General features: G+C 75.1%; 19 protein-coding genes and 1 pseudogene. 9 read left to right on the forward strand and 11 right to left on the reverse strand.

The features are described 5' to 3' along the window. The first annotated feature begins 544 nt into the window (after nucleotides 1-544). Nucleotides 545-1,108 carry a TIGR03086 family metal-binding protein gene (locus SXIN_RS28405; protein WP_095757738.1) on the forward strand — a complete coding sequence of 188 codons (564 nt, stop codon included), beginning with the start codon at nucleotides 545-547 and terminating at the stop codon, nucleotides 1,106-1,108. 106 nt (nucleotides 1,109-1,214) lie between these two features. Here SXIN_RS28405 and SXIN_RS28410 read toward each other — a convergent pair whose 3' ends face one another. Further along, nucleotides 1,215-2,489, reverse strand: a complete 1,275-nt coding sequence (locus SXIN_RS28410) for a D-alanyl-D-alanine carboxypeptidase family protein (protein WP_095757739.1) — start codon at nucleotides 2,487-2,489, stop codon at nucleotides 1,215-1,217. A gap of 265 nt (nucleotides 2,490-2,754) precedes the next feature. Beyond that, on the reverse strand, nucleotides 2,755-3,153 hold the full coding sequence (locus tag SXIN_RS28415; protein WP_157916353.1) for a hypothetical protein: 399 nt from the start codon (nucleotides 3,151-3,153) through the stop codon (nucleotides 2,755-2,757). 271 nt (nucleotides 3,154-3,424) lie between these two features. Between SXIN_RS28415 and SXIN_RS28420 the strand changes: the two genes are divergently transcribed. Continuing rightward, a complete protein-coding gene (locus SXIN_RS28420; RefSeq protein WP_019708536.1) occupies nucleotides 3,425-4,399 on the forward strand; it encodes an SCO0930 family lipoprotein in 975 nt (324 codons plus the stop codon). A gap of 218 nt (nucleotides 4,400-4,617) precedes the next feature. Continuing rightward, nucleotides 4,618-6,699: a SpoIIE family protein phosphatase gene (locus SXIN_RS28425; protein WP_019708535.1), complete on the forward strand. Its 2,082-nt coding sequence runs from the start codon at nucleotides 4,618-4,620 to the stop codon at nucleotides 6,697-6,699. 49 nt (nucleotides 6,700-6,748) lie between these two features. Here the strand turns inward: SXIN_RS28425 and SXIN_RS32560 are convergent, their stop codons facing one another. From SXIN_RS32560 to SXIN_RS28435, 3 genes and pseudogenes are all read right to left on the reverse strand, one after another. Then, a complete protein-coding gene (locus SXIN_RS32560) occupies nucleotides 6,749-7,141 on the reverse strand; it encodes a PTS-dependent dihydroxyacetone kinase phosphotransferase subunit DhaM (RefSeq protein ID WP_039821063.1) in 393 nt (130 codons plus the stop codon). A 228-nt stretch (nucleotides 7,142-7,369) separates the two neighbouring features. Beyond that, nucleotides 7,370-8,026: pseudogene (gene dhaL, locus SXIN_RS32565) on the reverse strand (dihydroxyacetone kinase subunit DhaL); the annotation flags it as partial. A gap of 351 nt (nucleotides 8,027-8,377) precedes the next feature. Next, the gene (locus SXIN_RS28435; RefSeq protein WP_019706634.1) at nucleotides 8,378-8,812 is read right to left on the reverse strand and encodes a hypothetical protein; all 435 of its coding nucleotides are present in this window, start codon (nucleotides 8,810-8,812) and stop codon (nucleotides 8,378-8,380) included. A gap of 365 nt (nucleotides 8,813-9,177) precedes the next feature. Here SXIN_RS28435 and SXIN_RS28440 point away from each other — a divergent pair, with 365 nt between their 5' ends. From SXIN_RS28440 to SXIN_RS28465, 5 genes are all read left to right on the forward strand, one after another. After that, on the forward strand, nucleotides 9,178-9,618 hold the full coding sequence (locus SXIN_RS28440; protein WP_043468861.1) for an Lrp/AsnC family transcriptional regulator: 441 nt from the start codon (nucleotides 9,178-9,180) through the stop codon (nucleotides 9,616-9,618). Nucleotides 9,619-9,700: 82 nt separating this feature from the next. Next, a complete protein-coding gene (locus SXIN_RS28445) occupies nucleotides 9,701-11,344 on the forward strand; it encodes an amidohydrolase (RefSeq protein ID WP_420341075.1) in 1,644 nt (547 codons plus the stop codon). A gap of 762 nt (nucleotides 11,345-12,106) precedes the next feature. Next, on the forward strand, nucleotides 12,107-13,981 hold the full coding sequence (gene lnt, locus SXIN_RS32570; protein ID WP_420341076.1) for an apolipoprotein N-acyltransferase: 1,875 nt from the start codon (nucleotides 12,107-12,109) through the stop codon (nucleotides 13,979-13,981). A 2-nt stretch (nucleotides 13,982-13,983) separates the two neighbouring features. Continuing rightward, nucleotides 13,984-14,775: a polyprenol monophosphomannose synthase gene (locus SXIN_RS28460; RefSeq protein ID WP_019708531.1), complete on the forward strand. Its 792-nt coding sequence runs from the start codon at nucleotides 13,984-13,986 to the stop codon at nucleotides 14,773-14,775. A gap of 156 nt (nucleotides 14,776-14,931) precedes the next feature. Then, the gene (locus tag SXIN_RS28465) at nucleotides 14,932-15,900 is read left to right on the forward strand and encodes an LLM class F420-dependent oxidoreductase (protein ID WP_019708530.1); all 969 of its coding nucleotides are present in this window, start codon (nucleotides 14,932-14,934) and stop codon (nucleotides 15,898-15,900) included. A 319-nt stretch (nucleotides 15,901-16,219) separates the two neighbouring features. Here the strand turns inward: SXIN_RS28465 and SXIN_RS28470 are convergent, their stop codons facing one another. Together SXIN_RS28470 and SXIN_RS28475 are read right to left on the reverse strand one after the other, a co-directional pair. Further along, entirely contained in the window at nucleotides 16,220-16,459 is a 240-nt protein-coding gene (locus SXIN_RS28470; RefSeq protein ID WP_019708529.1) for a hypothetical protein, read from the reverse strand. Nucleotides 16,460-16,584: 125 nt separating this feature from the next. Next, a complete protein-coding gene (locus tag SXIN_RS28475; RefSeq protein ID WP_019708528.1) occupies nucleotides 16,585-16,845 on the reverse strand; it encodes a WhiB family transcriptional regulator in 261 nt (86 codons plus the stop codon). 138 nt (nucleotides 16,846-16,983) lie between these two features. On the opposite strand from SXIN_RS28475, the gene fxsA reads away from it, so the two are divergent. Then, nucleotides 16,984-17,622, forward strand: coding sequence for an FxsA family membrane protein (gene fxsA / locus SXIN_RS28480; RefSeq protein ID WP_095757743.1), 639 nt, complete (start codon nucleotides 16,984-16,986; stop codon nucleotides 17,620-17,622). A gap of 114 nt (nucleotides 17,623-17,736) precedes the next feature. Here the strand turns inward: fxsA and SXIN_RS28485 are convergent, their stop codons facing one another. The 4 genes from SXIN_RS28485 to yczE all read right to left on the reverse strand — a co-directional run bounded on the left by SXIN_RS28485 (nucleotide 17,737) and on the right by yczE (nucleotide 21,696). After that, nucleotides 17,737-18,111, reverse strand: coding sequence for an RNA polymerase-binding protein RbpA (locus tag SXIN_RS28485; RefSeq protein WP_030548181.1), 375 nt, complete (start codon nucleotides 18,109-18,111; stop codon nucleotides 17,737-17,739). A 254-nt stretch (nucleotides 18,112-18,365) separates the two neighbouring features. Next, complete coding sequence (locus tag SXIN_RS28490; protein ID WP_095757744.1) at nucleotides 18,366-19,862, reverse strand: MFS transporter; 1,497 nt, start codon at nucleotides 19,860-19,862, stop codon at nucleotides 18,366-18,368. A 57-nt stretch (nucleotides 19,863-19,919) separates the two neighbouring features. Continuing rightward, nucleotides 19,920-20,693 carry a glycerophosphodiester phosphodiesterase family protein gene (locus SXIN_RS28495; protein WP_039818359.1) on the reverse strand — a complete coding sequence of 258 codons (774 nt, stop codon included), beginning with the start codon at nucleotides 20,691-20,693 and terminating at the stop codon, nucleotides 19,920-19,922. 187 nt (nucleotides 20,694-20,880) lie between these two features. Beyond that, nucleotides 20,881-21,696, reverse strand: a complete 816-nt coding sequence (gene yczE / locus SXIN_RS28500; RefSeq protein ID WP_420341098.1) for a membrane protein YczE — start codon at nucleotides 21,694-21,696, stop codon at nucleotides 20,881-20,883. Between the last annotated feature and the right edge of the window lie 41 nt (nucleotides 21,697-21,737).

Here is a 21,737-nt window from a genome sequence, read left to right on the forward strand (position 1 = left end):
GGGGAACGGGGAACCGCGACGGGCGGCGCCGGTCCCGGCCCCGCCCGGCCCCCGTCCGCGGGGCCGCGGCCCGCACGGTCACCGGTGCCCGCGCGGGCGCCCGGGACGCCACCGGGCGGGACGCCGAGGCCACGGCCGGGAGCCGGTGATGCGCCCGAATGGGGGCGGCGGCCGGGGTGAACGGCCTCCGGCCGGGTACGCGTCCCCCGTTCCCCGGTGGCGGGCCGCCGCCGGGGCCATCCGCCGGACCACGAACTGGGAGACCTCGATGACGAGTCCGAACCCCGACCCCGTACCCCCGGCTCCGACCCCGCCTCCGGGCCCCGGCCCCGGCCCCGTACCGGACCCGGTGCCGCCGGCCCCGACACCGCCGCCCGGCCCCGGCCCCACCCCCGGACCGAGGCCGGGGCCGAACCCGGGGCCCACGCCCGTCCCGGAGCCGGACCCGGTCCCGCCCGTCCCGCCCGGCCCGAACCACCCCGATCCCACACCGGAGCCGCAGCCGAGCCCCAGCCCGGTCGGCGGAACGGCGGAGAACTGACCGATGGATCTGCTCGATGCCTTCGACACCGCCTGGCTGGAGTTCGACCGCCGGGTGCACCGGGTCCGCGAGGACCAGTGGGGCGAACCCACACCCTGCACCGCGTGGACGGTGCGCGACCTGGTGAACCACCTGGTCGGGGAACACCTCTGGGCTCCCTGGCTGCTGCGCGGGGCCACGCTCGCCGAGGTCGGGGACCGTTTCGACGGCGACGTGCTCGGCGACGACCCGATCGCGGCCTGGGAGCGGGCCGCCGCCGAGTCGCACGCCGCCTTCCACCGGCCGGGCGCCCTGGACGGCCACGTCGACACCAGCGGCGGGGAGAGCCCCACCACCGACTACGGATGGCAGATGGCCACGGATCTCACCGTGCACGCCTGGGACCTGGCCCGGGGCATCGGTGACGACGACACCCTCGGCGACGAACTCGCGGCGGCGGTGTACGAGCGGGTCGAACCGGAGGCCGCCGGCTGGCAGGGCTCCGGGCTCTTCGCCGCGCCGGTGCCGGTGCCCGAGGGGGCCCGGGCGCAGGACCGGCTCGTCGCCCTGCTCGGCCGGAAGCCGTAGCCGGACCCGTGGCCGGGGGCCGCCCGTGTACGGGGGCGGCCCCCGCCGGCCGGAGGTGCGGGGCACCGGCGGGGGACCGGCGCCGCCGCGCCGGCCGGCCCGGGGCTCACCACGGCCCGCCGCCGTCCGGGCCGCGTCCCCGCGGGCCCCGGTACCCGTGCGCGAACGCCGCCCGCCGGGCCCGCCGCCGGCGCAGCACCGGCCGCAGGGCCCAGGCCAGCGCGGCGCAGAGGACGGCCGCCGCCCCGGCGTACGGGAGCAGCCGCCCGGCGGCGGAGGCGGTGCCCTCCGGCGCGGTTGCGGTACCGGCGCTCCGTACGGCCGCCGGGGGACCGTGCAGCGGTTCGGCGGCCCGGGCGGGCGCCGGGTTGAGGGTGCCGACCGACGGGGCGTCGTCGGCGACGGAGAAGCCCCAGTCGAGCAGGGACCGGGTCTCCTCGTAGACGGCGTGGGGGCGGCCGGAGCGGGGGTTCATGACGGTGACCACCAGCGTGCGGCCGTCCCGTCGCGCGGCCGCCGCGAGGGTGTTCCCGGCGTGGGTGGTGTAACCGTTCTTCACCCCGACGAGGCCCGGATACGGCTCCACCCCCGGCCCGCCGCCGAGCAGCCGGTTGGTGTTCTGGACCGCGTAGGTGCCCAAAGCCCGCCCCCGCTCGTCCCGGCCGGTGGGGAAGCGCGTAGTGGCGAGGCCGGCGTAGCGCGCGAAGTACGGCTGGGCGAGCCCGGCCCGAGCGAAGAGGCTCAGGTCGTACGCCGAGGAGACCTGCCCCGGGGCGTCGTAGCCGTCGGGGGAGACCACCCGGGTGTCGTGTGCGCCGAGCATCCGTGCCCTGGCCCGCATCTGCCGGACGGTGTTCTCCACCGAGCCGTTCATCGCGGCCAGGACGTGCACCGCGTCGTTGCCGGAGGCGAGGAAGACGCCGCGCCAGAGGTCGGCGACCGTGTACCGGTGGCCCGGCCGGAGCCCGACCATGCTGCTGCCGGAGCCCACCGCCCGGAGGTCCGCCGGCCGCACGGTGCGCAGCCCGTCCTGCGGGAACCTGGGCAGCAGGGTGAGGGCGAACAGCATCTTGAGGGTGCTGGCGGGCGGCAGCCTGAGGTGGGCGTTCCGGGCGGCCAGCACCCGGCCGGTCCGGGCGTCGGAGACCATCCACGACCGGGCGGACAGGTCCCGGGGCAGGGTCTGTGCCGCCCGGCCGCGCGGCACGTGGAGGCCGGGGGCGGACAGGGGGCGTGCGTCGCGGACCGCGGAGCGGGGACCGTGCCGCCCGTCCTGCCGCTCGTCCGCGTGGGCCGTGGGCACGGTGCAGCAGGTGAGGAGGGCGAGAAGGGCGGTGGCCGCCACACCGGCCCGCTGGGTGATTCCGGGGGGCTTGTCCATATCTGCACCGTAGGAACGGTTCGCCGGGCCTGCCGCGTGTTCCTGCTCCATCCGGGCGGCGGCCCCGACGCGGCGCCAGAACGGCTGCGCCGACCGGTGGTTGACGTTGCGTCAGCTCTGCGGCCGGGGGGCGTCGTGGACCGCGCAGCGGCCGGCCGCCCGGCGGTCCCGGAACGCCGGGCGGCCGGGCGGCGGGCCTCGCGAGGGTCCGGTGGCCGGAGGGGGCGGGCGGCGCCGGGGAGGACCGGTGCGGGACCGCCGGGCCTCAGCCGGCCTGCTCCGCGGGGACGACGAAGACGACACCGCGGCCGGCGGCGGTCCCCGTGCGCTGCTCGCCCGGCGACATCAGGACGCCCGGCTCGCCCCCGCAGTCGGCGGCCGGGTAGAGCTGGGCGGCCAGTTCGGTGCTGTTGCGGAACGCCGTGGGCACCACTCCGTCGAAGGGGTAGCAGATGCCGACCCGGGGGGTGTCGATCTGCTGTTCCGGTCGCTTCTCCCCATAGGCGAAGGACAGCGGGGCGGGCAGTTCGGAGGGTACGGAGGCGGACGGCTTGTCGCTCCCCTTGCCGGCCGAAGTGTCCTCGGACGACGCCATTTTGGCGCCCACGAGCACCGCCGCGATGATTCCCGCCGCCGCGGCGACGGACAGATATCTGGTCAACACGCGCATGGGTCCTCCAGGGCCGGTTCAACACGTTCTCGTGATGCACCTTGGCCCCCGGTGAACCACCGGCATGTCAGGCATACCGCTAAGTAACCCGATAAGCCTATTAATTGGCTCCGAAGGTCCGCCTCCGCTGCGCCGCCCGGGGGAGCCGAGGCCCCGCCGAAGTTTCTGCCGCCTGCGTTGAACACACGGGCGGTCACCGTCCGTACCTCCTGCCGTCAGAGGCGCACACCCGCGCCGGACGGGAATGCGGATCGCAGGAGTAAAGATGAGGAAGTGGCAGAGCGCCTCGATCGCGGTGACGGCGGCAGCGGTGATGCTGTTGACGGCCTGTGGCCAGAAGCCGGGCGGCGCCGGTGCGAACGCGGCGCAGCCGGCGGGACAGGCGGAGGCCGCCGTCCCGCAGGACCCGGGAGGTGGTTACGGAGAGAGCGGCAGCACCGGCGCGGCCCAGAAGGCCAAGCCCGCGGGGCAGCTGACCATCGGCGACAGCGAGGAGCTCGGTCCGGTTCTGACCGACAGCGCGGGGTTCACCCTCTACCGCTTCGACAAGGACACCGCGAACCCGCCGAAGTCCGCCTGCGAGGGCGAATGCGTCAAGGCGTGGCCTCCGGTCCCGGCCGCCGACGTCTCGTCGACCAGCGGCATCGACGCCGCCCTGCTGGGCGAGGTCACCCGGTCGGACGGCACCAAGCAGCTGACCGTGGACGGCTGGCCGATGTACCGCTACGCCAAGGACACCGAGCCCTGGCAGACCAACGGCCAGGGCGTGGGCGGCACCTGGCACGCGGCGGCGCCGGACGGCAAGAAGGCGCAGCCCGGCAGCGAGACGGGCGGCGAGCCCGCGGGCAGCGCGCCCGCCGGCGGCTCCGAAGCCGGTGCGGACCTGCCCGCCATCTCGGCGGTCAAGGACGCCGAGCTCGGCGAGATCCTGCGCGACGCCGAGGGCCGCACGCTCTACCGGTTCACCAAGGACAGCGCCTGGCCGATGAAGTCCAACTGCGTCGGCAAGTGCGAGGAGCTGTGGAAGCCGGCCCGGCCGGTCGACCTGAAGGACGTCGAGGACATCGACCCCAAGCTGCTGACCACCTTCAAGCGCCCGGACGGCAGCAAGCAGCTGACCGTCGACTGCTGGCCGCTGTACTGGTACACCGGTGACGAGAAGCCGGGCGACACCAACGGCCAGGGCGTCGGCGGCACCTGGTTCGCCGTCGCGCCCAGCGGAAAGCTGATCAAGAGCTGACCACCCGTGCCGGGCTGCCGAACGCCCGGACCCCGGACACGACGGATCCGCTCCCGCTCCCGCCGGATTTCCCGGCGGGAGCGGGAGCGGTCGCGGGCCGTCACACCCGGGCACCGTACCGGTCGTGAATCCGGACAAGTGGTGACACAGTGGCCTTGGAGGTCGTACCTGCGAAGCCGGCGCACCGCCGACGACGGTCGACCGCGTCGGGAGGTCACATGGCGGAACCTGACGCGGCCCCACGGACGGGGCCGCCGGGCGGCAACAGCCGCCTGCCCCCCGACACCGCCAGGAACCTGGCCCTCAACCGCATCGGCCTCTTCGAGTGGGACCTGGAGAGCGGCCGCATGCAGATGGACCGGGTGGCCCTGGACCTCTTCGACCTCCGGCCGGAGGAATACCCCGGCAACGCCGACGCGCTCATCAGCCGGCTCAGCCGGGAGGAGTCCGACCGCATCGACGCCGTCGTGGACGACGCCCTGGCGAAGGGCCGGGAGGCCCACGGCACCTACTTCCGCGTCCGCCGGCGGGACGGCTCGCTGCGCTGGGCCCACGGCCAGGGCCATTTCCTGCACGACGGCACGGGCAAGCCGCGGCGCATCGCCGGCATCGTCCGCGACGCGACCCAGGAGCTGACCAGCGCCGTCGAGCGGGGCGCCGTGGAGGTCGGGCACCGCCCGCCCGGCATCGGGATCGAGACGACCGCCGCCGCCCTCAGCCGCGCCCTGACCGTCCGGGACGTCATCGAGATCCTGGAGAGCATCGGCGGCGGCCCCGGCGCCGGCGCCGAAAGACCCGTCACCCTGATGCTGGGGCTGGTGGAGGGCAGCCGGCTCCATCTGATCACCCGGGGCCGGATCGGCGTCGAACCCGCGCCGGAGTACTCGGCGCTCGACGACGAGAACCCCATGTGCGAGGTGGTGCGCACGGGGGAGCTCCGGCTGATCGGCTCCCGCCGGGAGTACGCCGAACGCTATCCGCGGCTGTGGCCGCGCCTGGAGCCGGTGGAGTTCGGTTCGGCCGCCTATCTGCCGCTGGTCGCCCAGTCACGGACCCTGGGCGTGATCGGCATCCTCTTCCGCGAGGAGGTGCCCTTCACCCCCGAGGACCGCGGCAGCTACGTCGGTTTCAGCACCACCCTCGCCCAGAGCCTCCAGCGGGCCATGCTCTTCGACCACGAGCACGAGGTCGCCGAGGGCCTGCAGCAGACCATGCTGCCGCGCATCCCGGCCGTCCCCGGTGCCGAGGTGGCCGTCCGCTACCGCGCGGCCCGCCTCCGCCGCGAGCTGGGCGGCGACTGGTACGACCTGATCCCGCTGCCCGGCGGGAAGGTCGGCGCGGTCGTCGGGGACGTCACCGGGCACGACATCAAGGCGGCCGCCGTCATGGGCCAGCTGCGCATCGCCCTCCGGGCCTACGCGGCCGAGGGGCACTCGGCCGCCACGGTCATGGCCCGGGCCTCCGTCTTCCTCGACGAGCTGGGCAGCGACCGCTTCGCCACCTGCCTCTACGCCGAGGCCGACCCGCTCGCGGGCGAGCTGCGGATCGTCCGGGCCGGCCATCTCGACCCGCTGCTGCGGCAGGCCGACGGGACCTGCCGCCCGCTCCCGGTGGCCGGCGGGCTGCCGCTCGGGCTGTCGGCCGAGTTCGACGCCCTGGAGTATCCGGTGACGCCGGTGGAACTGGGCGCGGACGAGACCCTGGTGCTGTACACCGACGGCCTCATCGAGCAGCCCGGCACCGACCTGGACGAGGGCCGCAGGCAACTCGTCGAGGCCCTGACCAACGGGCCGTACGACCTGGAGGAGCTCGCCGACCACCTCCCCCGCGCCCTCGGCGACCGGATCGGCGACGACGACACGGCCCTGCTGCTGCTCCGGCGGGTGGGACACCCGGAACCGCACCTCCGGCGGCGCCTCCACCAGCACATCGCCCCCGCCGACCCGGAATCGCTGGCCACCGCCCGCCACATGCTCCGCGAGGCGGTCCGCGCCTGGGGCGTCACCGAACGGGCGGACGACATCGAACTGGTCGCCGACGAGCTGATCACCAACTCCCTGCTGCACACCGACGGTGGTGCCGTGGTCACCGTCCTCATGCTGCCCGGCCCCGAGCGCCGGCTCCGCCTGGAGGTGCAGGACCGCTCCAGCGGCTGGCCGCGCCGCCGCGAGCCCGGCGACGCGAGCACCTCCGGGCGCGGACTGCTGCTGGTCGACATGCTGACCGACGTCTGGGGCGTGGAGTCCCGCGGACCCGGCAAGGCGGTCTGGGGCGAGTTCGGCCAGGCCTCGGGGCGCTGACGGCCGGGACGGGCCCGGCCGGAGGGCCGGAAGGCGCCGGAGGACGTGTTCAGAGTTTGCGGAAGGTGCGGGCGTCGTCGGCCGCCGACAGCACCATGCCGAGATCGGCCCCGGCGGAGGCCGTGACCACGGTCGCCACCGCGCCCTCGACGAACGGCGCGTCCGCGATCCGTACGCCCTCCGGCAGCGCGTCCGGGCCGGTGTCGGCCAGCAGGGTCTTGACGGTGAGCACCGCGCTGCCCATGTCGCAGAGCACCACGACCCCCGCTCCCTCGTCGGCCCGCGCGACCGCCCGCCGGACCAGCTCGGAGCTGGTGCCGATCCCCCCGGCCTCCGCGCCGCCCGCGGCGACGACCGGCGAGGGGTCTCCGGCACCCACCAGGTCCCGGGCCAACCGGGCGGTGGATTCGGCCACTTCACGACTGTGCGAGACGAGCACCACCCCGACACGGGCGGGAGTGCCGCCGGGTCCGGCGGACGCCGGAGCGGTTCCTGCGTCCGTTCCTGCGTCCGTTCCTGCGTCCGTTCCGGCTTCCGTCCTCCCAGCGGTCGTTCCGCTCCCGGCCGCCGTCCCGCCGGGGGCCGGTGCGGACCCGTCCTTCCCGGCGGTCCCCGGGCCGGCGGTGCCCGCGGTCTCCGCCCCGGTCCCCCCGCCGGACTCCGGGGCGGGGCCCGCCGCCGCCTCGTGGAGTGCGGTGAACAGCAGGGCCGTGGAGGTCGCGCCCGGATCCTGGTGGCCGACGCTCCGTTCGCCGAGATAGCTGGCCCGGCCGCGACGGGCCCGCATCGGGATCGTCGCCTCGGCCCCCTCCCGGGCGGCGCGGGCCGCCGCTGCCAGCGCCCCGGTCAGCGGCGCGCCCTCCCCGAGCGCCCGTTGGTACGCCTCCGCCGCCGGGGCGAGGGCGTCGACCATGGTCTTGTCCCCGGGCCCGGAGTCGCCGAGCCTCCGCACCCCGGCCACCGCGGCCGCCAGGGCCTCGCCCAGGGCCTGCGGCGACACGGTCCCGTCCTCGCCGAGCGCCTTCGCGGCGCGGCGCAGCACCGTTCCGTAGAGCGGGCCGGACGCGCCGCCGACCTTGCCGATCAGATGGGTGCCGAACCCCTTGAGCAGGGCGCCCGGTGTGGTGGCCGCCGCGTACGCCTCGGACGTCGAGGCGGAGTCGAAACCGCGCCGCATGTTGGAGCCGTGGTCGGCGTCTCCGATGGCCGAGTCCAGATCGGTGAGATGGTCCGCCTCCCGCCGGATCGCGGCGGCGGCGAGGTCCAGCCAGCGGCGGAAGAAGGCGGTGTCGAGCACGGGAGCGGGTGAGTCCGGGGACGCGGTCATGGGAGGGAACTCCTGGGTTCGCGGCGGCTGGTACGCGGGGCCGGGGGCCGGCCCGTACGGAACCCGTCCAGTCTGGGGGCCGCGGCCCCGCCCGTCGACGCCGTTGATCGGCTTGTCGGTGCGCGTGTCGCGGCGCGCGCCGCCGTCGCGCGCCGTCCCGGTTTGCGCGCACGCCGCGACGGGGCCCGTGCACCGGGCGCCGTTTTCCGGCGCGTTCGTGCGGGCCCCGGCGGGAAGGCGGTCGGAGGCGGTCGGCCGGCCACGCGCCGGATGACCGGCGCGGGCGGTGGCGTGCGGTGATGTGGCGCCCACGGCGCGGGCGCCACGGCCCGGGCGGTGGGCCCAGTGCGGTCAGGCCCGGCGACGCATCGGGGGCAGATGGAACGGACGCGAGCCGGGCCCGCCGATGTGCGAGAAGGGCTGGGTCCGCCAGTCCAGGCTCTGAGGGAGCGTCAGCAGCAGGGCCGCGTCCTGCTCCTGGGCGTCCAGCGAGTCGTCGGCCGGGGAGGTCTCGGCGATGTTCCGGCCGGTGCCCGGGCAGACGGTGAGACCGAAGGGATTCCACGGGCTCGGGCAGAGCGCGTGTTCGGGCAGGACGTCCTCGTCGGCGAGGAGCGCGATGGGACGCGCGCAGTCCGGGCAGGTCACCCGGAACATCTCGTAGGTCTCGTGGGTACTGTCCTCGTCGCCGTCGTCGGCCGTTTCGACGTCCTGCGGCTCGAAATCGGCGGCGACGGCGGGTGTTCGATCGCGGTTGCCGCGACCCGGGCGCTTCAGGCTGCGCATATGTTCGTCTCTCCCCCTCGATGGGACGGTGAGGCGCTGTGGCCTCGACCACAGCAGACTTTTCCCGCGCCCCGGCACGGGTAATCGCGGCACTTCCGCGGACCCGTCGCGAGTGGTGTGGTCTTCGTCACACGGGGCGGGCGGCGGTGCGCTGACCTGCGATGCAACGGCCCTGCGCGCAGGGCGGACGGGGGGCGGCGGCGGTCGCGGGCGGACGGTCCCGGGCGCACGCCGGGGCGCCGGGCCGGCGCCCCGGCCGGGCCGGGCCGCGGGAGCGCGGACCGGTGCCGGCCGTGCGCGGCGGCGTGCGCGTGCCCGAAAGCCGTGTGTCTCACGGGGGCGGTGACGCTGTAGGTTCTTGCGCTGTGGAGGAACTGGACCGGCAGATCGTGGAACTGCTCGTCAAGGACGGGCGCATGAGCTACACCGACCTGGGCAAGGCCACCGGCCTGTCCACCTCGGCGGTGCACCAGCGCGTCCGCAGGCTGGAGCAGCGGGGTGTGATCCGCGGCTACCGGGCCGTCGTCGACCCCGAGGCCGTCGGGCTGCCGCTCACCGCGTTCATCTCCGTGAAGCCCTTCGACCCCAGCGCGCCCGACGACATCGCCGACCGGCTCGCGGGCGTCCCGGAGCTGGAGGCCTGCCACAGCGTGGCCGGGGACGAGAACTACATCCTCAAGGTCCGTGTCGCGACGCCCCTGGAACTCGAACACCTGCTCAGCCGGATCCGCTCACTGGCCGGGGTGTCCACCCGCACCACGGTCGTCCTCTCCACCCCGTACGAGGCGCGCCCGCCCCGGATCTGACCCCGGGGCGCGTCCGGCGCCGCCGTGGGGCGACACTGGGAGCCGATCCCGCCCCGACGCGACGCTCCGTGAGGCAGCCCCCGTGAACGACCGCTCCCCCCTCCAGGCCGACGACGACCGCACCGTGCTGCTGCGCGGGGGGACGGTCCACAGCCCCGCCGATCCGTTCGCGACCGCGATGGTCGTCGAGCGCGGCCGGGTCGCCTGGGTCGGCTCCGAGGGGGCCGCGGACGCCTTCGCCGACGGCGTCGACGAGGTCGTCCGGCTGGACGGGGCCCTCGTCACCCCGGCCTTCACCGACGCCCACGTGCACCTCACCGCCACCGGCCTCGCCCTGACCGGCCTCGACCTCTCCGGCGCCCGCGGCCTCACCGAGGCACTGGACCTCGTGCGCGCCCACGCCGCCGCCCGCCCCGGCGACCGGGTGCTGCTCGGCCACGGCTGGGACGCCGGCGACTGGCCCGAGGGCCGGCCGCCGTCCCGCGCCGAACTGGACGCGGCCACCGGCGGCCGACCGCTCTACCTCAGCCGCGTCGACGCCCACTCGGCCGTCGTCACCGGAGCCCTGCTCGACCGTGTGCCCGGCGTCACCGCCCTCGCCGGCTTCCGGGACGACGCGCCGCTCACCGAGGACGCGCACCACGCCGTACGGCGGGCCGCCCTCGCCGCCGTCACCCCCGGTTCCCGGGCCGACGCCCAGCGCGCCGCCCGGGCCCACGCGGCCTCCCGGGGCATCGGCTCGCTCCACGAGTGCGCCGGGCCCGACATCTCCGGTGAGGACGACTTCACCGCGCTGCTCGCCCTCGCCGCCGCCGAGCCCGGCCCGCGCGTCGTCGGCTACTGGGCCGAACCCGTCGCTGATGCGAAGGGAGCGGAGAGGATCCGGAGCCTGGGGGCCGTCGGCGCGGCCGGTGACCTCTTCGTCGACGGCTCCCTCGGCTCCCACACCGCGCATCTGCACGAGCCGTACGCGGACGCCCCGCACACCGGAGCCGCGCACCTCGGGGCGGACGAGGTCGCCGCCCATGTCACGGCCTGCACGGAGGCGGGACTCCAGGCCGGTTTCCACGCCATCGGCGACGCCGCGCTGAGCACCGTCGTCGCGGGCGTCCGGGCCGCCGCCGGCAAGCTCGGCCTCGACCGGGTACGGGCCGCGCGGCACCGCGTCGAGCACGCCGAGATGCTCACCGCCGAGACCATCGCCGCCTTCGCCGAGCTGGCCCTCACGGCCTCCGTGCAGCCCGCGTTCGACGCGGCCTGGGGCGGCGAGGAGGGCATGTACGCCCAGCGGCTCGGTGCCGAGCGGGCCCGGACCCTCAATCCGTACGCCGCGCTGCTGCGCGCCGGTGTGCCGCTCGCGTTCGGCTCCGACAGCCCGGTCACCCCGTTCGATCCGTGGGGCACCGTGCGCGCGGCCGCCTTCCACCGCACCCCCGGGCACCGCATCACCGTGCGCGGCGCCTTCACCGCCCACACCCGGGGCGGCCGGCGGGCCGCCGGCCGGGACGACGCCGGTGTCCTGGTCCCCGGCGCACCCGCCGACTACGCGGTGTGGGAGAGCGGCGACCTCGTCGTCCAGACCCCGGACGAGCGGGTGGCGGCCTGGTCCACCGACCCCCGCTCCGGCACCCCCGGCCTGCCCGAACTCCTGCCCGGCGGACCGCTGCCGGTCTGCCTGCGGACGGTGGTGGGCGGCCGCACGGTCCACACCCGCCCGAACGAGTGATGTGCCGGAGTGCCGTCCGGGTGCCGTGCGACGGGCCGGACCCGCCCGGCCTTTCCGCCGCTACCTGCGCATCTTCACCCCTGACCTGCTGGGTTGCCAGAACGACGCAGGTCGGACGAGTGTTGACAGAAAGCGGTTGGCGGCCGGTAGGTTCGGCCGCGTCCACCACAGGACGTCCGACCGGGGAATCTCCGCGCAGTCGTCGAGCGCCGCTGGGCCACGGGTGGTGCGCCGGCACGGTGTGCCGCCACTGGGAGCCAGGTCCAGCCACCGCGCCACGGGACGGGGGAGGATTCCGGCCGGTCGGCAGGTGCGACCCGGGTGGGGCCCGGACGCTCAGTAGACAACGGCTTCGGTCGGCCCGCAGCCAGCGGGTCCCGGGTCGGCCCGAAGGGCACCGGGCCCCGCCGTAGCGCTTGCCGCCGCGGGGTGCCCCGCCGTTCCCGGGTCCCCGGTTTCTCCCGCTCTCCCGCCTCTCCGCCCGTGAGGGCGCGGTGGGGTGCCTGCTCTCCGCCGCGGTCCGCGGCCCGTCGCGCGACGCCCGCATGGCCCTGTGGTTCCGCGCCGCCCTTCGGCGCTCCCGTGTGCCTCCCGCTCGGTCCGTCCCCTCGGTTCGCCCGCGTCCCCTCCGCGCGAGTGCGCTCGCGCGATGCCCGCGAGCCCCTGGTGACGGCTGAGGAGTACCGGCAGGACTCCGCCTTTCGGGGGGCGGCGGGGTACCGTCACCTCATCAGCGCACGACCTGCAGGAAGGCACGCCACCGTGCATTCGGGCCCCGCCACAGACACGGACCGCCCCTCCGGGGACCGCCCGCCCGCCGAGGGTGCCGCGGAACCCGGCCGGCCCGCCGCCGGGCCTGCCGCGGCGCCCGGCACCGGGCCCGCCGCCGGGTCCGGTGCGGCCGCCGTTCCGGCCCGGACGGGGCGGCTGCGCCGGACGGGGCGGCTGGTACGGCGCGAGGCGCCCCGGAGCGCGCTCGCCGCCCTGAGCGGGCTCGGCCTGGCCCTCGCCTTCCCGCCGTACGACCTGTGGCCGCTCGCCCTGCTCGCCGTCGCCGCGCTCAGCCTGCTGACACGCGGCCGCACCGCGCGCCAGGGCGCCTGGACCGGATTCGCCTTCGGACTGCCGTTCTTCTTCGTCCTGCTGCGCTGGCTCCACGTCATCGGCTATGACGCCGTGTTCGGGCTCTCCGTCATCGAGGCCCTGTTCCTGAGCGCGCTCGGCGCGGGGCTCGCGCTGACGTCCCGGCTGCCGCTGTGGCCGCTGTGGGCGGCCTGCCTGTGGGTCGCCGAGGAGTGGGCCCGGGACCGGCTGCCGCTCGGCGGCTTTCCGTGGGGACGGCTGGCGTTCGGCGTCACCGGCTCGCCCTATCTGCCGCTCGCCGCGCTCGGCGGCGCGGTGCTCGTGACCTTCGCCGTCGCGCTGAGCGGCGCCCTGCTCGGCTCCGCGGCCCTCGCGGCGGCGCGGCCGCGGCCCGGCCGGCGCACCGGCCCGGACGGGGGCGGACCCGGCGGCCCGGATGCCGCGGAGGGCCCGGACGGCCCGGACGGACGGGACGGACGGGACGGTTCGGAGCGCTCGGGCGGCGGGGAGGCGGCCCCGCACACCGGCAGCCCCTCCCGTTCCCGCGCCGTCCCGGCCCGCCCCGTCCTCCGGCGGGCCGTCCCGCCCGCCGTGCTGGCCCTCGCCGTGGCGCTGGCCGGGTACGCCGTCCCGGTGCCCACGGAGGCCGACGACACCGCCCGGATCGCCGTCGTCCAGGGGAACGTGCAGCAGCCCGGGATGGACTTCCTGGGCCGCCCCATGCTGATCCTCAACAACCACGTCGAGGCCACCCTCGACCTGGCCAGGGACGTCGAGGCCGGCCGGGAGCAGCGCCCGGACCTGGTCATCTGGCCGGAGAACGCCTCCGATCTCGATCCCTTCCGCTACCCGGAGGCGGGTGCCCGGATGGACGAGGCGGCCCGCGCCGTCGGGGTGCCCATCCTCGTCGGGGCCCTCGTCGACCACCCCACGAAGGAGGGCTACGTCGAGAACCAGGGCATCGTCTGGGACCCGGAGACCGGCCCCGGCGCCTCGTACACCAAGCAGCACCCGGTGCCGTTCGGCGAGTACGTGCCCTTCCGCGACCAGCTCAGCAAGGTCATCACCCGGCTCCAGCGGGTGCCGCGCGACTTCTACCCCGGTGACACCACCGGCGTGCTGCAGACCGGACCGGCGCGGCTCGGCGACGTGATCTGCTTCGAGGTCGCCTACGACGAGATCGTCCGCGACACGGTCAACGCCGGCGCCCGCGCGCTCGTCATCCAGACCAACAACGCCACCTACGGCCGCACCGGCCAGCCCGAGCAGCAGCTCGTGATGTCCCGGCTGCGTGCCGTCGAGCACGGCCGCGCCGTCGTCACCGCCGCCACCAGCGGCATCAGTGCCGTGGTCCGGCCGGACGGTGTGATCGACCAGCGCACCGAGGAGTTCACCCGCGACGTGATCACCGCGGACCTTCCGCTGCGCGACGACACGACCGTCGCCGACCGAATGGGAGCGGCGCCCGAATGGGCGCTCGCTATCGTGGGCCTCCTGTCCTGCGCCGCCGCGATCGCACTCGGCCGGCGGGGACGTACGGACCGGAGGGGATAGCAGTGGCAGACGGCGGACAGCGGCGGTACGGCCCGCTCGGCACGGTTCTGGTGATCATTCCGACCTACAACGAGGCCGGCAACATCAAGCCGATCGTGGGCCGGGTGCGGTCCGCCGTACCCGAGGCCCATGTCCTCGTCGCCGACGACAACAGCCCCGACGGCACCGGCAAGCTCGCCGACGAGCTCGCCGCCGGGGACGAGCAGGTCCATGTGCTGCACCGGAGGGGCAAGGAGGGCCTGGGCGCCGCCTATCTCGCGGGCTTCCGCTGGGGCATCGAACAGGGGTACGACGTCCTGGTCGAGATGGACGCCGACGGCTCGCACCAGCCGGAGGAACTGCCCCGGCTGCTCACCGCGCTCAAGGGAGCCGATCTGGTACTCGGCTCCCGCTGGGTGGCCGGCGGACGGATCGTCAACTGGCCCCGCTCCCGGCAGCTGATCTCCCGCGGCGGCAGCGTCTACTCCCGGCTGCTGCTGGACGTCCCCGTGCACGACGTCACCGGCGGCTACCGCGCGTTCCGTGCCGGGACGCTCACCGGGCTCGGCATGGACGACGTGGCCTCGCAGGGCTACTGCTTCCAGGTCGACCTGGCCTGGCGCGCGGTGAAGGCCGGGTTCCACGTCGTCGAGGTGCCCATCACCTTCGTCGAGCGGGAGATCGGCGACAGCAAGATGAGCCGCGACATCTTCGTCGAGGCGCTGTGGCGGGTCACCGCCTGGGGCGTCGGTTCCCGGGCGCAGCGCGTGCTGGACCGCGTGAACCGCGCCGCCGCCGCCCGCCGGGAGGGTTAGGACCTCTCGTCCCGGGCCTCTCGTCTCGTCCCGGGGCCTCTCGTCCGGACCGAGCCGGGCTCGCGGTCCGACCGCGGCCGGGCCCCGTGCGGAGTCCCGGCTTCCGGGAGGCTCCGCGCCAGGTTTTCTCCGGGGCCGCATGGGCATTCGGGGTGCATGGTACAAATCGGCTACACCATGCTGACCGAACAGGCCGGCCCCCGTGAGCTCGTCGGACACGTGGTCCGCGCCGAGGAGGCCGGATTCGACTTCTCCGTCACCTCCGACCACTACTTCCCCTGGCTCGGGAGCCAGGGCCACTCCCCGCACGCGTGGACGGTCCTCGGCGCCGCCGCCCAGGCGACCTCCCGCATCCCGCTGATGACGTACGTCACCTGCCCGACGATGCGCTACCACCCGGCGGTCGTCGCACAGAAGGCGGCGACCCTGCACCTCCTCTCCGAGGGCCGGTTCCGGCTGGGCCTGGGAGCGGGGGAGAACCTCAACGAGCACATCACCGGCGGCGGCTGGCCCGCGGCGGACGTGCGGCACGAGATGCTCGAAGAGGCCGTGGACATCATCCGCGCGCTCTTCGGGGGCGGTTACGTGAACCACCACGGCGCCCACTTCGACGTGGAGTCCGCCAAGGTGTGGGACCTCCCGGACGAACCCCCGCCCATCGGCATCGCCGTCTCCGGCGACCAGTCCTGCCAACTCGCGGGCCGCCTCGCGGACTTGGTGATCGCCGTCGAACCGAAGCCGGAACTCCTCGACGCCTTCGACCGGTACGGCGGCGCCGGCAAGCCCCGGGTGGGGCAGGTGCCGGTCTGCTACGACCCCGACCGGGAGACGGCGGTGCGCCGCGCCCACGAGCAGTTCCGCTGGTTCGCCGGGGGCTGGAAGGTCAACGCCGAACTGCCCGGTCCCGCCTCGTTCGAGGCGGCCACCCAGTTCGTCCGCCCGGAAGACGTGGCGGAGTCCATCCCGTGCGGCGACGACGTCTCCGCCTTTGTGGAGGCCGTACGGCCGTTCGCCGAGGCCGGGTTCACCGAGGTGGCCCTGGTACAGGTCGGCGGCGAGAGCCAGCACGCCTTCCTCGACTGGTCGGAGAAGACCCTGCTGCCCGCACTGCGCGAGGCCCTCTGAGGGCGGACCCCCGCCCTTGGGACACCCGCGCCCTTGGGACACCCGCGCCCTTGGGATACCCGGGAACACCGAAGCGGTGCGACCGCCTCCGCCGGCCCGGCCCCCTGAGCCGCGAGCCGGCCGGGAGCGGTCGCACCGCTGCACGCCTGCACGCTGCCGTGTGCGGCGTCTGCCCTGTCCGCCGCCCCGGCGGCACGCGGCGGCGGACACGGTGGCACCGCACAGGACGGAGCTCCCGGCCGGGTCTGCCGCCCGTCCGGGAGCTCCGCCTCCGCTAATCCGTTCCGTTCTGGTCCGCGTTCTGGTCCGTTGTGGTCCGTCAGCCCGACGGCTCCTCGGGTTCGCCCCGGTCGTCGTCCGCGGGGTGTTCGTCGCGCCGCCGCGCACCCGCTTCGTCCGGGTCCGGCAGATTCTCCCGCGAGGAGTCGGCCGCTTCGGCCGGAATCTTTCCCTCCCACTTGTCGGCCGCCTTGTCGTGGCCGCCGACCTGCTGGTCGGGCAGGTCCCGGGGGACGGCGTGGCCGCCCGCCCCGGGTTGCTCGGAGCGTCGTTCCGCCATGTCCGGGTCCTCTCTCTGGTGCTGGATGGTGCTGGACCGTGTGGAGCGCGGGTACCCGCGCCGGTACCGGTCATGCGGTGACGGCTGCCCCGGACGCCCTGGTCCGCGCGGCCCCGTCCCGCCGTTCAGGCCGCGGTACGGGCGCGGCGGCGCTCCCGCTCACGGCGCCGGTGCATCGAGCGCCGCTCGTCCTCCGAGGTGCCGCCCCAGACCCCCGAGGTCTGGCCGGTCTCCAGGGCCCAGTCGAGGCACGCGCCGACGACCGGGCAGCTCTCGCACACCGCCTTCGCCGCCTGCTCCTGGCGCAGGGCCGGGCCGGAGCTGCCCACGGGAAAGAACAGGTCTGGGTCGGTATCGCGGCAAGCCGCGTTCAGACGCCAGTCCATGAATGCCACTCCGTTCGGTTCGTATCGGTTTCTGATCGGATGCGCTCTGTGCCGGTTCTTCTCCGCGTACCCGGTGCCGGACTGCCAACTCGTCCGTCCCGCCGCCCGGATCGCACGGTCACCAGGCACACTGGAGACATGACGACCGGCGTACCGCACCGACAGGAAGAGCCCCCGGGCCGTGGCCCCGGATCGACCGCCGCCCGGACCGGGCGCTCACGGCGCCGGAGCCTGGTGCCCCTGGCCGTGGCCGCCTGGGTGGTGCTGGAGATCTGGCTGCTGACCCTGGTCGCCGACGCCTTCGGGGGCCTGACCGTTCTGCTGCTTCTGCTCGCGGGCCTGGTGCTCGGCGCGTATGTCGTGAAGCGGGCCGGCCGGCGCGCCTGGCGGGGGCTCACGGAGAACCTCCAGCGCGGCACCGCGCCGGGCGCACCGCCCGCCGAGGGGAGCAGGGCGAGCGGCAACACCCTGCCCATGCTGGGCGGGTTGCTGCTGATGATGCCGGGGCTGGTCTCCGACGTGGCGGGCCTGCTCTGCCTCTTCCCGCCCACCCGGGCGCTGCTGCGCCGCTCGGCCGAGCGCTCACTGAGCCGGCGGATGTCCGCGGCGGGGCCGGGCGGTCTCGGCGAGGCCTTCCAACAGGCCCGGATGCACCGGCCCGACGGCAAGGTCGTCCAGGGCGAGGTCATCCACCGCGACGGCGAGGACGGTCACGGTGAGAACGGGGACGGGGAGGGGAAGAGCGGCCGGGGCGGCGAACCCCCGCTGCCCCGCTGAGCGGCGCCCCGGGCACACGAAGGACCCGGACCACCATCCCGTGGTGGTCCGGGTCCTTCGTCTCTGTGCTGCCGTGCCGCCGTGCCTCGTCCGGCGCGGGCCGTGCTACCGCCGTCAGGCGGACTTGCGGTTGTCCCGGGGATGCACCGCGATGTTCATCGCACCGGAGCGCAGGACCGCCAGCCGCTCGGCCAGCACCTCCTCCAACTCCTCGCGGGTACGCCGCTCCATGAGCATGTCCCAGTGCGTCCGCGCGGGCTTGCCCTTCTTCTCCTCGGGGCCTTCGCCGTCCACGAGCAGGGCCTGGGCCCCGCACACCTTGCATTCCCACTCCTGCGGAATCTCCGCCTCTACCGAGAACGGCATCTCGAATCGATGGCCGTTCTGGCATGCGTACTCCACCGCCTGGCGCGGGGCCAGATCGATGCCGCGGTCGGTCTCGTAGCTGGTCACCACAAGTCGCGTGCCGCGGAGAGCTCGCTCACTCATGAATTGTGCCTCCCGGGCTTGTCGCCCACAGGACAGGTGTCGCTGTCGTCGTCATCCGGTCAACGTCCGGTCGGCGGTAAAGATTCCCGTTGCGGGACATGCGTCGCCCGTCGTGCCGCCCCTTGTTGTACCCACCGTGGCCCGGTTTGTCACATCTGGCAGGAGATGTCACCCAGTGCTTCTCCTGATTCAGCTTGCAGTAACGGTCCGCCCTGTGGTCAAAGGCGTACACTACCGCTCCACCGTCGTCCGCGTTAAATCCGGTCGGGCACCGGGTTCCCCGCGGCGGCCACCGCGCGCCGTACGGGCAGCCGCGCCAGCAGCAGGAAACCGAGCGCGAAGAAGACCACCAGCGAGATGATCGCGTCCCGGTAGCTGCCCGTCAGCTGATACGTCAGACCGAACAGCAACGGGCCCAGCCAGCTTGTTCCCCGGTCGCTCATCTCGTAGGCCGAGAAGTACTCCGCCTCCTTGCCGCGCGGCACCAGCTGGGAGAAGAGCGACCGCGACAGCGCCTGGCTGCCGCCCATCACCAGCCCGATCGCCGCCGCCAGCGCGAAGAACCACACCGGCGCGCCCGCGGGCAGGAAGTACCCGGCGGCGACGGTCAGGGTCCAGGCCGCGAGCGAGCCGAGGATGGTGCGCTTGGTGCCGTACCGGGCGGCCAGCCTCCCCATGCCGAGCGCCCCGAAGACCGCGAGCACCTGCACCAGCAGGATGGCGAGGATCAGCGTCGTCTGGTCCAGGCCCAGCTCCTCCGAGCCGTAGACCGACGCCTGCGAGATCACCGTCTGCACACCGTCGTTGTAGAGGAGATACGCGACGAGGAAGAGCAGGGTCAGCGGATGCCGCCGCATGTCCCGCAGGGTGTCGCGGAGCTGGCGCCAGCTCTGCCCCACCGAGCCCGCCCGGACGGGGCCACCGGCCCCGGCGGCGGGGACATCGGCCGCCGGCGGCCGGTCGCGGAGCCGGCGCAGCGGGACGATGGCGAACAGGCCCCACCACAGCCCGGCCGAGGCCAGACAGATCCGTACCGCCATGCCCTCGGAGATCCCGAGCGAGGCGTGGCCCGTGTACAGCGCGAGATTGGCCAGCAGCACCAGCGCACCGGAGGCGTAGCCGAAGGCCCAGCCCCGCGAGGAGACGGCGTCCCGTTCCCCGGGCGCGGCGATCTGCGGCAGGAAGGCGTTGTAGACCACCATGGCCACCGAGAACGAGGCGTTGGCCACGACCAGCAGGAAGCCGCCGAGCAGATAGCGGTCGCCGGAGAGGAAGAACATGCCGGTGGTCGCCGCCGCGCCCAGGTAGGCGAAGAGGGCCAGCACCGGCTTCTTGCGGCCGGTCCGGTCCGCGACCGCCGCGGCCAGCGGCATCACCACCACCGAGACCAGCACCGACAGCGACACCGCGTACGCGAAGTAGGAGCCCGCCCGCACCGGTATGCCCAGCGGGTGCACATAGCCGCTCGCGTCGGCCGCGGCCCGGGCCACCGCCGTCAGATACGGGCCGAGGAACACGGTGACGACGCTGGTGGAGAAGACCGAGACCGCCCAGTCGTAGACGTACCAGCCGCGCTGCTCCCGCCTGCGCTCGGCGGCCGCCGCCGGGCCGGGCGCGTCCGCCGGACCGCCCGCTCCGCCGGCGGTCAGCGGATCACCGCCACCGGGCCCGAGACCCCCGCCGCCGCCCGCCGGGCCGGGGGGTGCGGTGGTGTCCGCGCCGCCGGCTCCGCCCGTGATCTCCGCGCCCATGCGGCCCCCTCGCCCCGACCGTCGCCGCGGGGGTCGCGCCGCCGGGGCACGCCCGGGTCAGGCCCAGGCGCCTCGTTCGGTCAGCACCGTGCGCAGCGTCTCGATGTGATCGGTCATGATGCCATCCACCCCGAGGTCCAGAAGCGCCGCCATCCGCCCCGCGTCATTGACCGTCCACACGTGCACCTGCAGGCCCAGGGCGTGCGCGGCCCGTACGAAGGCCCGGTCCACCACCCGCAGCCGCCCGTGCCGCTCCGGCACCTGGACGCAGACGGCACTGTGGCGGGAACGCGCCGGGAGCCGGTACGAGCGCAGCCGCAGGCCGAGGACGCCCCGGGTGCCGAGCGACGTCGCCAGGCGCGGGCCCCCCAGGAGCTGGGCCCGGGCCACCCGCGCCTCGGAGAAGGAGCCGACGCAGACACGGTCCCAGGCGCCGGTCCGGCGCAGCAGCCCGATCAGCGGGGCCAGGGCCGCCTCGGCCTTCACGTCCACGTTCCAGCGGGCCTCCGGGAACTCCTCCAGCAGCTCCTCGAACAGCGGCAGCGGTTCCGTTCCCCCCACCCGGGCCCGCCGCACCCGGGACCACGGCAGCTCCGCTATCGCGCCGCGGGCGTCGGTGACCCGGTCCAGGGTCGCGTCGTGGAAGGCGACCAGCGCGCCGTCCGAGGTGGCGTGCACATCCGTCTCCAGATAGCGGTAGCCCGCGGCGACCGCCCGCCGGAAGGCGGCGTGGGTGTTCTCCAGGCCGTCCGCCGCACCGCCGCGGTGGGCGAAGGCGAGCGTGGCCGGATGGTCGAGGAAGGGATGGCGCACGGCCGGGTTCGGTCTCACGGCGGCAGTATCGCCGCCCCGGTGCACCCCGCGGACACCGGGCGGCCGGGCGGCGGGGCGGCTCCGCCCGTGCCCGTCCCGGCGTGCGCGGGTGACGTTCCGGCGTGCGCAAGGTTCGTTCCGGCGCCGACGGGCGTTGACGGCGAGCCCCCCGGGCGCGGGTGCCGGCCCGGGGGAACGGAGTGCCTCAGCCGGCCTCGCGGCAGCCGGTCTCCACACCCCCGGCCGTCGGCGCGCTCTCCGTCCGTGCGCTGTCCGTCCGTGCGCTGTCCGGCGCCGGGGCCCGGTCCTCCGCGCCCGGCGCTGCCGTCGTGCCGGAGACCCCGTTCCACCCGGGGACCCCTTCCGCGCCGGGCCCCGGGCCCGCCGCCTCCACGGGCGCCCCGGCCTGCCCCGGGACCGTGAACACCCGCAGGAAGAACTGGGCCAGCGGGCCGATGGCCAGCGCGTACGCCACCGTGCCCGCGCCCACCGAGCCGCCGAGCGCGTATCCCGTGGCCAGGACCGCCAGTTCGATACCGGTGCGGATCAGCCGCAGCGAGCGGCCCGTGCGCCGGTGCAGCCCCGTCATCAGTCCGTCCCGCGGACCGGGGCCGAAGCGGGCCGCGATGTAGAGACCCGTCGCCGCCCCGTTGAGGACGATCGCGGCGGCCAGCAGCGGGACCCGCACCGCCATCCCCCGGACGTCGGGTGCGAGGGCGAGGGTGGCGTCCATCGCCAGCCCGATCACCACCACGTTCGAGACGGTGCCCAGGCCCGGCCGCTGCCGCAGCGGCACCCAGAGCAGGAGCACCGCCGCGCCGGTGAGGATCAGGACCGTCCCGATCGACAGGCCGGTGCGCTCGGCGACGCCCTGGTGGAAGACGTCCCACGGGTCGAGGCCGAGCTCGGCGCGCACCATCAGCGCCACGCTCACCCCGTACAGCACCAGGCCGGCATAGAGCTGGACAAGCCGCCGTGTCAGCCGGCGGTCCCCCGTTGTGGGCACGTGTGACTCCCTGATGGTGATGGACGAGTGGTGCTACTGGCCTGGCGCGTGGCAGT

The organism is Streptomyces xinghaiensis S187 (assembly GCF_000220705.2).
GTDB classification, from domain to species: Bacteria; Actinomycetota; Actinomycetes; order Streptomycetales; family Streptomycetaceae; genus Streptomyces; species Streptomyces xinghaiensis.

Bases quoted from the DNA above. Each gene is read 5' to 3' on its own strand.
- SXIN_RS28405 (WP_095757738.1), top strand. From the start codon at position 545: ATGGATCTGCTCGATGCCTTCGACACCGCCTGGCTGGAGTTCGACCGC.
- SXIN_RS28410 (WP_095757739.1), bottom strand. From the start codon at position 2,489: ATGGACAAGCCCCCCGGAATCACCCAGCGGGCCGGTGTGGCGGCCACC.
- SXIN_RS28420 (WP_019708536.1), top strand. From the start codon at position 3,425: ATGAGGAAGTGGCAGAGCGCCTCGATCGCGGTGACGGCGGCAGCGGTG.
- SXIN_RS28425 (WP_019708535.1), top strand. From the start codon at position 4,618: ATGGCGGAACCTGACGCGGCCCCACGGACGGGGCCGCCGGGCGGCAAC.
- SXIN_RS28435 (WP_019706634.1), bottom strand. From the start codon at position 8,812: ATGCGCAGCCTGAAGCGCCCGGGTCGCGGCAACCGCGATCGAACACCC.
- SXIN_RS28465 (WP_019708530.1), top strand. From the start codon at position 14,932: ATGGTACAAATCGGCTACACCATGCTGACCGAACAGGCCGGCCCCCGT.
- SXIN_RS28470 (WP_019708529.1), bottom strand. From the start codon at position 16,459: ATGGCGGAACGACGCTCCGAGCAACCCGGGGCGGGCGGCCACGCCGTC.
- SXIN_RS28475 (WP_019708528.1), bottom strand. From the start codon at position 16,845: ATGGACTGGCGTCTGAACGCGGCTTGCCGCGATACCGACCCAGACCTG.
- fxsA (WP_095757743.1), top strand. From the start codon at position 16,984: ATGACGACCGGCGTACCGCACCGACAGGAAGAGCCCCCGGGCCGTGGC.
- SXIN_RS28485 (WP_030548181.1), bottom strand. From the start codon at position 18,111: ATGAGTGAGCGAGCTCTCCGCGGCACGCGACTTGTGGTGACCAGCTAC.
- SXIN_RS28490 (WP_095757744.1), bottom strand. From the start codon at position 19,862: ATGGGCGCGGAGATCACGGGCGGAGCCGGCGGCGCGGACACCACCGCA.